Annotated in this window: 10 protein-coding genes; 5 read left to right on the top strand and 5 right to left on the bottom strand. The window is 66.2% G+C overall.

Going from position 1 to position 9,351, the window contains the following annotated elements; genetic code table 11:
• A partial coding sequence (locus tag AWB95_RS00980; RefSeq protein ID WP_139818439.1) for a xanthine dehydrogenase family protein molybdopterin-binding subunit occupies positions 1-954 on the bottom strand: 954 nt, incomplete at its 3' end.
• A gap of 86 nt (positions 955-1,040) precedes the next feature.
• Between AWB95_RS00980 and AWB95_RS00985 the strand changes: the two genes are divergently transcribed.
• The 5 genes from AWB95_RS00985 (at position 1,041) to AWB95_RS01005 (ending at position 6,790) form a co-directional block, all read left to right on the top strand.
• Complete coding sequence (locus tag AWB95_RS00985) at positions 1,041-2,165, top strand: XdhC family protein (RefSeq protein ID WP_085167441.1); 1,125 nt, start codon at positions 1,041-1,043, stop codon at positions 2,163-2,165.
• Complete coding sequence (locus AWB95_RS00990; RefSeq protein WP_085167443.1) at positions 2,162-2,698, top strand: nucleotidyltransferase family protein; 537 nt, start codon at positions 2,162-2,164, stop codon at positions 2,696-2,698. Before AWB95_RS00985 ends, AWB95_RS00990 begins: the two co-directional genes overlap by 4 nt.
• Before the next feature lie 42 nt (positions 2,699-2,740).
• Positions 2,741-3,346 (top strand): TetR/AcrR family transcriptional regulator, encoded by a 606-nt coding sequence (locus AWB95_RS00995; RefSeq protein ID WP_085167454.1) that lies wholly within the window; start codon positions 2,741-2,743, stop codon positions 3,344-3,346.
• Positions 3,347-3,473: 127 nt separating this feature from the next.
• Entirely contained in the window at positions 3,474-3,896 is a 423-nt protein-coding gene (locus AWB95_RS01000; RefSeq protein WP_420799426.1) for an MmpS family transport accessory protein, read from the top strand.
• The gene (locus AWB95_RS01005) at positions 3,893-6,790 is read left to right on the top strand and encodes an MMPL/RND family transporter (RefSeq protein WP_085167445.1); all 2,898 of its coding nucleotides are present in this window, start codon (positions 3,893-3,895) and stop codon (positions 6,788-6,790) included. Before AWB95_RS01000 ends, AWB95_RS01005 begins: the two co-directional genes overlap by 4 nt.
• 21 nt (positions 6,791-6,811) lie before the next feature.
• Here AWB95_RS01005 and AWB95_RS01010 read toward each other — a convergent pair whose 3' ends face one another.
• The 4 genes from AWB95_RS01010 to AWB95_RS01025 all read right to left on the bottom strand — a co-directional run.
• Positions 6,812-7,486 (bottom strand): enoyl-CoA hydratase-related protein, encoded by a 675-nt coding sequence (locus AWB95_RS01010; protein WP_085167447.1) that lies wholly within the window; start codon positions 7,484-7,486, stop codon positions 6,812-6,814.
• Positions 7,476-8,114 (bottom strand): TetR/AcrR family transcriptional regulator, encoded by a 639-nt coding sequence (locus AWB95_RS01015; protein ID WP_085167449.1) that lies wholly within the window; start codon positions 8,112-8,114, stop codon positions 7,476-7,478. The genes AWB95_RS01010 and AWB95_RS01015 overlap by 11 nt, the downstream gene beginning before the upstream one ends.
• Positions 8,115-8,155: 41 nt before the next feature.
• Positions 8,156-8,338 (bottom strand): hypothetical protein, encoded by a 183-nt coding sequence (locus AWB95_RS01020; RefSeq protein WP_085167450.1) that lies wholly within the window; start codon positions 8,336-8,338, stop codon positions 8,156-8,158.
• The coding region (locus tag AWB95_RS01025) for an amino acid permease (protein ID WP_085167452.1) at positions 8,335-9,351 on the bottom strand (1,017 nt) is incomplete at its 5' end. The genes AWB95_RS01025 and AWB95_RS01020, both read right to left, overlap by 4 nt.

The following is a 9,351-nucleotide window of genomic DNA, read 5'->3' on the forward strand; positions in this document are numbered from 1 at the left end:
GACGTCCTGCACGAAGTCGATGTCGGCCGCCAGGATGGCGCCGTCGTCGTCGAAAGCCATTCGGGCCGAGCCGGTTACGTGGCGGGCCTGCCCGGCCGACATCAGGTTCTCGCGGCGGTCCTCGATCCACTTCACTGCGGCAGGCACCTTGCGGGCGGCCAGCATGATGCACATGTCCTCGCGCATCGGCACCACCTTCTGGCCGAAGCCGCCGCCGGTGTCGCGCATGATCACCCGCACCCGCTGCGCCGGAATCCCGAGCAGCCGCGCGGCGAACGCCCGCAGCTCATGCGGCGTCTGGGTGGACGCCCAAATGGTGAGTTCGTCTGCGGCAGCGGCCCATTCGACGACGATGCCGCGAGTCTCGATCGGCACCGGCAGGTAGATCTGCTGGTAGACGTTCTCGGCCACCACGTGGGCCGCGGAGGCGAACGTCTCCTCGTCCGGCGGTGCCCCGGCCATGCCGCCAGCGACGTTGTCGGGGTAGGCCTCGTGGACCACCACCTCGGAGCCCACCGCGGTGGTGAAGTCGGCGACGGCCGGCAGCGGCTCGTAGTCGACCTCGACCAGCTCGACCGCGTCCTCGGCGATATAGCGGCTCTCGGCGACCACCAACGCCACCGGGTCGCCGACGAACTTCGCCTCGCCTTCGGCCAACGGCGGGCGCGGGGTGTCCGGGACGTCCTTGCCCGCGACGGCGTGCCAGGCCTCCTTGACGTCCGGATTGAGGTCGGCGGCGACGAACACCGCCCGTACCCCGGGCAGCGCCAGCGCGGCCGAGGTGTCGATGCCGTTGATCCGGGCATGCGCGAACGGGCTGCGCACGAAACAGGCGTGCAGCATGCCGGGCCGGGTGACGTCGTCGACGAACGTGCCGCGGCCGGTCAGCAGCCGGGTGTCTTCCACCCGCGGCACCCGAGTGCCCGTGTAGCGGGGCGAGACGGTGTCCGTCATGGCTATCGCTCCAACGCCGTTATCGCAAGATGAGAAGACAAATGTCATCATATGAGAGTCCGGTTACCGCAGTCGAGAGGCCCACGGTGCGTGACGTACTGCCGGAGTTGACGGCGATCGTGCGAGCCGGCGGCACCGCTGGTGTCGCCACCGTGGTCCGCACGCTCGGGTCCTCGCCGCGGCCGGCGGGCGCGGTGATGGTGGTTGCGCCGGACGGGACGGTGACCGGCTCGGTGTCCGGCGGCTGCGTGGAGGCCGCGGTCTACGAGCTGGCCACCGAGGTGGTGCGCACCGGGCGGCCCGCGTTGCAGCGCTACGGCGTCGGCGCCGACGACCCCTTCGCCGTCGGCCTGACCTGCGGCGGGGAGATCGACGTCTTCGTCGAACCGGTGTCGCGCAGCACCTTTCCGCAACTGGAGACGGTCGCCGAGCGCATGGCCGCGCACCGACCGACCGCGGTCGCCACCGTGATCGCTCACCCCGACCCGGCCTGGCCGGGACGCCGGCTGGTCATCACCGCCGATTCGGTCCACGGCACGCTCGGCTCGGCCCGGGTCGACGATGCCGTCACCGACGACGCTCGCGGCATGCTGACCGCCGGGCGCACCGGTGTGCTGACCTACGGACCGGACGGCGAGCGGCAGGACATCGGCATGGAGGTCTTCGTGGCCAGCCACGCCCCGCCGCCGCGGATGCTGATCTTCGGTGCGATCGACTTCGCCGCCGCGCTGGCACGCCAGGGCGCAATCCTCGGCTACCGGGTCACCGTGTGCGACGCCCGCCCGGTCTTCACCACGGCGGCGCGATTTCCCGCCGCCGACGAGGTCGTCGTCGACTGGCCTGACCGCTACTTGCGCGCGCAGGCCGAGCAGGGCGCGATCGACGCCCGCACCGCTATTTGCGTGCTCACCCACGACCCGAAGTTCGACGTGCCGACGCTGCGGGTGGCGCTGCGGCTGGCCTGCGTCGGCTACGTCGGTGCGATGGGGTCGCGCCGCACGCACGACGACCGGCTGGCTCGGTTGCGCGCCGCCGGGTTGACCGACGCCGAGCTCAGCCGGCTCGCCAGTCCGATCGGCCTGGATCTCGGTGCGCGCACCCCGGAAGAGACGGCGGTGTCGATCGTCGCGGAGATCATTGCCCGCTCGTGGGGCGGCGGCGGACGTCCGCTGACCGAGGTCGACGGCCGCATCCACCACGACGTCTCATGAGAATCACCGGCGTATTGCTGGCTGCCGGTGCCGGCCGGCGCTATGGCAAGCCGAAGGTACTGGTCGACGGCTGGCTCGACATTGCGGTGCGGGCATTGCGCGACGGCGGGTGCGACGACGTCGTGCTGGTGCTCGGGGCGGCAGACGTCCCGCCGCCGCCCGGCGTCACGGCGGTGACCGCCTGCGATTGGGACCAGGGCTTGAGCGCGTCGGTGCGCACCGGCCTGGTGCAGGCTGAGCGTAGCCAGGCCGACTACGCCGTGTTGCACGTCGTCGACACCCCCGATGTCGAGGCCGATGTGGTGGCCCGAGTCCTGCAGCGCGCGTTGACATCTCGCGCCGGGCTGGCCCGCGCCTGCTTCGGCGAGCGGCCCGGCCACCCCGTCGTGCTCGCCCGCCAACACTGGCCCGGCGTGCTGGCGGGCCTGACCGGAGACCGCGGCGCGGGCGCCTACCTCGGCGGCCGTGACGACGTCGAGCACGTCGAGTGCAGCGACCTGGCCACCGGCCGTGACATCGACGAACCAGGGTGAGCCCGGCGGTACGGTACTGGACGGTACTTGCCGGGCGGCTCTATCGTGGGCGCTGTGACCCAACTAGCCGATCATGCGGCCGAGTCACCGTGGTCGCCCCGGGAAACCGAGCTTCTGGCGGTGACACTGCAACTGCTGCAAGAACACGGCTATGACCGGCTAACCGTGGACGCCGTCGCGGCCACCGCCCGCGCCAGCAAGGCGACGGTGTACCGGCGCTGGCCGTCGAAGGCCGAACTGGTGTTGGCGGCGTTCATCGAAGGCATCCGCCAGGTCGCGGTTCCCCCCGAAACCGGCACCTTGCGCGGCGACCTACTGCGGCTGGGGGAAATCGTGTGCCAGGAGGTCGGCCAGCATGCCGGCACCATCCGCGCCGTCCTGGTCGAGGTGTGCCGCAACCCCGCGCTCAACGACGTCATGCGGCGCCAGTTCATCGAGCAGCGGAAAGCGTTGATTCATCACGTGTTACGGCAGGCGGTCGATCGCGGGGAAATCAAGGAATCCGCTATCAGCGACGAATTGTGGGATCTGCTGCCCGGCTACCTCATCTTCCGGTCCGTCATCCCCAACAATCCGCCCACCGCAGAAACCGTGCAGGCTCTTGTCGACGACGTCATCATCCCCAGCCTGACCCGGCCCCTGAAATAAGTGTCCGATTTCTGCAGTGTGAACGACATCGTCTCTTGTGCAGTCCGGTCCCGTACCGTACTGTCTACGCCATAAGTCTCGTCCCAGCGTCGAAGGGCTACGGGTGAAACGGTTTTCATTTACCCGCGTGCTTAGGCGCTGGTGGATAGTGCTGATCACGGTCGCCGTTGTGGCGCTGGCGGGATTCGGCGTCTACCGGCTGCACGGCATCTTCGGATCGAACAACGACACGTCGACTCCGACCGGCGTGCTGAACGACAGCGTCCCGTTCAACCCCAAACATGTGGTCTACGAGGTGTTCGGTGACCCCGGGTCGGTGGCGACCATCAACTACCAAGACATCCATGCCGCGCCACAGCGCGTCGACCGGGTCCCGCTGCCGTGGAGGTACGAGGCCATCACCACCGACCCGGCCGTCATCGCCAACCTGACGGCACAAGGCAACAGCAGCACACTGGGCTGCCGCATCATCATCAACGACGAGGTCAAGGACGAGAGGATCGTGAACGCAGTGAACGCCTACACCTTCTGCCTCGACAAATCCGGATGAGCACCCAGCACGCCCCGCGAAATCGGGTGCCGCACACCATCCGTCGGCTCGCGGTGCCGATCATCCTGTTTTGGCTCGGGCTGACCGCCTTCACGAATATCGCGGTACCGCGGCTAGAAGCTGTTGCGCAAGCACACCAGGTGGGCATGAGTTCGCCGAGCGCGCCGAGTCTGCAGGCGATGAAACACATCGGCAAGGTGTTTCACCAGTTCGACTCCGACAGCGCGGCCATGATCGTGCTGGAAGGCGACAAGCCGCTCGGAGACGACGCCCACAAGTTCTACGACACGCTGATCCATCGCCTCGGGCAGGACACGAAACACGTCGAGCACATCCAAGATTTCTGGGGGGATCCGCTCACGGCGTCGGCCTCGCAAAGCAACGACGGCAAGGCCGCCTTGGTCCAGGTGTATCTCGCCGGTAACCAAGGCGACGCGTTAGCCAGCGAATCCGTCGACGCCGTCCGCAACATCGTCGACCACACGCCCGCGCCGCAGGGCGTCAAAGCCTATGTCACCGGCGCAGCGCCGTTGATCACCGATCAATTCGAGGTGGGCAACAAGGGAATCCTCAAGGTCACGCTCATCACCTTCCTGGTGATCGTGATGATGTTGGCGTGGGTCTATCGCTCCGCGATCACGACGCTGGCGGTGCTCATCACGGTGCTAGTCGAAATGGCTGCGGCGCGCGGGGTTGTGGCCGTTCTGGGCAACCTCAATCTGATTGAGCTGTCGACATTCTCGGTCAACATTCTCACGCTGCTGGCCATCGCAGCCGGCACCGACTACGCGATCTTCGTGCTCGGCCGTTATCACGAAGCACGCGGAGCAGGCGAAGATCGAAAAACGGCCTTCGACACCATGTATCACGGCACCGCCCACGTCGTCTTGGGTTCGGGTCTGACCATCACCGGGGCGGTGTTCTGTCTGAGGTTTGCTCGCCAGCCCTACTTCGAATCGATGGGCATTCCCTCCGCGGTGGGGATGCTGGTGTCGGTTCTGGCCGCGCTCACCCTGGCGCCGGCGGTGCTTGCGGTGCTCAGCCGGTTCGGTCTGCTCGAGCCGAAGGTCATGATGCGGACGCGAGGCTGGCGGCGCATCGGCACCGCGATCGTGCGCTGGCCGGCACCCATTCTCGCGGTGACGATCGCTGTCGCGCTGATCGGTCTGCTTGCGCTGCCGGGATACAAGACGAGTTACGACTCCAAGCCTTACCTGCCGGCGGCGACGCCGGCCAAGGTCGGCTACGCCGCCGCCGAGCGTCACTTTTCGCAGGCGCGGCTGAATCCCGAGCTGCTGATGGTCGAGGCGGATCACGACCTGCGTAACCCGGCCGACATGCTGGTCTTGGAACGGGTGGCAAAAAACGTCTTCCACACCCCGGGCATCGCGAAGGTGCAGGGGATCACCCGGCCGTTGGGAACGCCGTTGGACCACAGCTCGATCCCGTTTCAGCTCAGTCAGCAAAGCGTCGGTCAAGTCATGAACCTGGAATACCAGAAGGACCGCGCAGCCGATCTGCTGAAGCAGGCCGCAGAGCTGAGGAAAACGGTCGGCATTTTGCAACAGCAGTATGCGCTGCAAAAGCAAAGTGCCGCAGCGACACACGAGCAGACGCAAAGCTTTCACGAAACGCTCGACACGATCAACGAGCTCCGGGACAAAGTCGCGAATTTCGACGACTTCTTCCGGCCGATCCGCAGCTATTTCTACTGGGAGAAGCACTGCTACGACATCCCGGTCTGCTTCGCGCTGAGGAGTGTCTTCGACGCCATTGACGGGGTTGACGAACTCGCCGACCAGTTCCAGAGCATCATCGCGTCGTTGGACAAGCTGGATGCGCTGCAGCCGCAACTGGTTTCGCTGATACCGCCCCAGATCGACAGTCAGATGACGAATCTGGCGCTGACACTGTCGAACTACGCCACCAACTCCGGGATCAATGCCCAGTCGGCGTTCGCCAACGACAATCCGGCCGCGATGGGACAAGCGTTCGACAAGGCCAAAATCGACGACTCCTTCTACTTGCCTCCCGAGGTTTTCTCGAACCCCGATTTCAAGCGTGGGGTGAAGCTGTTCATGTCGCCGGACGGCAAGGCCGCCGAAATGATCATCACCCATGACGGTGACCCCGCCACGCCGGAGGGCATCAAGCACGTCGACCTGATCAAGAACGCGGCAAAAGAGTCCGTCAAGGGAACTATTCTCGAGGGCTCCCACATCTATCTCGCGGGAACCGCGGCGACCTACAAAGACATTCAGGACTCGGTCAAATACGACCTGATGATCGTCGGAATCGCGGCGTTGAGCCTGATTTTGCTGATCATGCTGATCATCACCCGAAGCCTGGTGGCCGCGATCGTCATCGTCGGCACCGTGGCGCTGTCGCTGGGCGCGTCGTTCGGGCTGTCGGTCCTGGTGTGGCAGGACATTCTCGGCATCCAGTTGTATTGGGTTGTGTTGGCGCTGGCCGTCATTCTGCTGCTGGCGGTCGGATCCGACTACAACCTGCTGCTGATCTCCCGGTTCAAAGAGGAGATCCACGCCGGGCTGAAGACGGGCATCATCCGCGCGATGGCCGGCTCGGGTTCGGTGGTGACCTCTGCCGGTCTGGTGTTCGCCGCGACGATGTCGTCGTTCGCCTTCAGCGCGTTGGTGATTCTCGCCCAAGTGGGAACCACGATCGCGCTGGGTCTGCTGTTCGACACGCTGATCGTGCGATCGTTCATGACCCCGACGATCGCGACGCTGCTCGGCCGCTGGTTCTGGTGGCCGCTGCGGGTGCGCCCCCGACCGGCCAGCCAGATGCTGCAGCCCTACGGGTCACGTCCGGCGGTTCGGCAGCTCCTGTTGTGGGATGACCCTGAAGACGTCGGCGCTGCGGCTTCCCGCTGAATCGACTGTGCGACAGTGGATTCACGCTCGACAGTCGGCGGTGTCGCCCGTCAGCGCCTGCACCGCCGGCCCGAACATCGTCTGCTTGATGGCGCCCAGCGTGCTGGCATCCTTGCCGTCGAGCGGACGCAGTAGCTCGACCGCGGCGGCGGTCACCGCACCCTCGGGAGCGGTCGCGTCGACCAGGCAGTGGGCTTCGGCGTCGGTGCCGCCGAAGCGACGCCCGGTCGTCATCGAGGCGACCGCCGCCTGCGGCGTGAGCTTGGCCTGGATCAGTGCCGCCATGCCCGGCGTGAACGGGATGCGGATGTCCACCTCGGGAAAGCAGAAATAGCCTCGGTCGGCCCGCATCACCCGAAAGTCGTGCGCCAGGGCCAACATTGCCCCGGCACCGAATGCGTGGCCCACCACCGCCGCCGCGGTCGGAATGGGCAGTGTCAGCATCCGGGCGAGCAGGCTCTGCACCCGCCCGACATACCACTGGGTCTGCTCGCCGTGCGCGCTCAGCCAGTCCAGGTCCAGCCCGTTGGTGTAGAACTTGCCGCCCGCCGTCGTGACCAGACCCTGTGCCCCGCCGCCGACGATCTCGTCGAGGTGAGAGTCCAACTGGTCGAGAAAATCGGGGGAGAACCGGTTTTCGTCGTCGCCGAGATCAAGGACGGCGATCTTGTCTTGGTAACTCAGGCTAATTCCCATCGGTTTTCCCTTTCGCTGCCGGTGGTGGTCCGACGTCCAAAACCGCCCGCACGGCCGCGCGAAGATGCTCGCGGGCCGTGGTGTTGCCCAAGCGGTCTCGGCGTAACAGGATGGCGGTCGGCAAGTCGACGATGCAGGTGGTGATGGCGTCGACGGCGCGGGCGTCCTTGCGGTCCCAGACGCCGGCCGCGAGCCGGATCATCAGCCCAACCAACGACTGGTCGAGATCCCTTAATTCAGTAGTGATTTCGTCAGGCAGATCCGCGTCGAGCAACTCCTCGCGCCGCACGGTCAACAGCAGCTTGGCGGAATCCGGATAGCGCTCGGCGAACACCACCGGCGCCTCGGCCGCGGCCACCACGGCGTCCGCTGCGGACGGGCGGCTCGGTTCGGCCAGCGCCTGGTCGACCAGTGTGGTTTGCAGCGTGAGGAATCGGCGTCCGGCGCGCAGCCACGCCTGTGCCATCAACCCGGCACGCGACCCGAATGCGTGATACACCGCGCCGTTGGAAACCCCGACGGCGTCACCGATCGCGCGGATGGTCACCGCGGCCGGGCCGGACGCCGCCGCCAGGCGCTCGACAGCGCCGAGCACCCGATCGGGGTCATGGACACGAGGGCGTGGCACACCGGCAGCATAACAGAGCGGGTGCTCTATTACTTCTCGGGTTACGAGAAGTCGCGGAACGCGAGCGCAAAACCGGCCGCCGCGATGACAGCGGCCGTGCCGTAGCCGATGGTCGACCACCAACCGCCGTGGAGATAGGCGGTGACGGCGACGATCGCGATGGCGAGAAGAACCATCGCCATGCCATACAGCGGCGGCGTCGCCGCATATCTGTTGCGGCTCACGGGTTCACCTCCTGCGCTGCGGCCATCACCCGGCGGCGGACCAGGTACCAGCCCCCGATGAGCGTCGGGGTACCCAGTACCAGGGTTCCGATAATCCAGGCACCGCGCTGATCGTCGATGATCATCAACACCAGCACACCCGCCAGGAATGCCAACGTGGCATAGCCGCTGTAGGGAGCCCACGGCATCCGGAACCGCGGGCGCTGCATGTCACCGGCCTTGGCCCTCCGGTACATCCGGATCTGGCACGCCACGATCGTCGCCCAGGCCGCCATGACGCCCAACGCGGCGATGTTGAGCACGATTTCGAAAGCCTGGCCCGGCTTGACCGCGTTGAGCACGACACCGAAGAGCCCGATCACACTGGTCAACAAGATACCGCCATAGGGCACACCGTTTTTCGACATCCGCGCAGTGAATTTCGGGCCGCTGCCGTTCATCGCCAGCGAACGCAGAATCCGGCCGGTGGAATACAACCCGGCGTTCAGGCTGGAAAACGCCGCCGTCAGCACCACCACGTTCATCAGCGTGCCGGCACCGCCGAAGCCGATCTTGGAAAAGAACGTCACGAACGGGCTTTCGTGATCCTTATAGGCGGTATAGGGCAGTAGCAGCGCCAGCAGCAGGACCGACCCGACGTAGAAGATCGCGATGCGCGCCACCACCGAATTGATCGCACGCGGCATGATCTTTTCCGGCTCGGCCGTCTCGCCCGCGGCGGTACCGACCAGTTCGACTGCGGCATAGGAGAATACGACTCCAGACGTGACCAGCACCAGTGGAAACAGGCCGGTGGGGAAGAACCCGCCGTTGTCGGTCCACAGGCTCAGCCCGGTGTCCTGGCCTTCGATCTGGTAGCGCCCGGCCAGGTAGATGGTCCCGACGACCAAAAAGGTCATCAGCGCCACCACCTTGATCAGCGCCGCCCAGAACTCCAGCTCGCCGAAGAGCCGCACCGAGATCATGTTCACCGAGACCACCGCGACCAGCGCGATCAGCGCGAGCGTCCACAT

It is taken from the genome of Mycobacterium celatum (assembly GCF_002101595.1).
Classification (GTDB): Bacteria; Actinomycetota; Actinomycetes; order Mycobacteriales; family Mycobacteriaceae; genus Mycobacterium; species Mycobacterium celatum.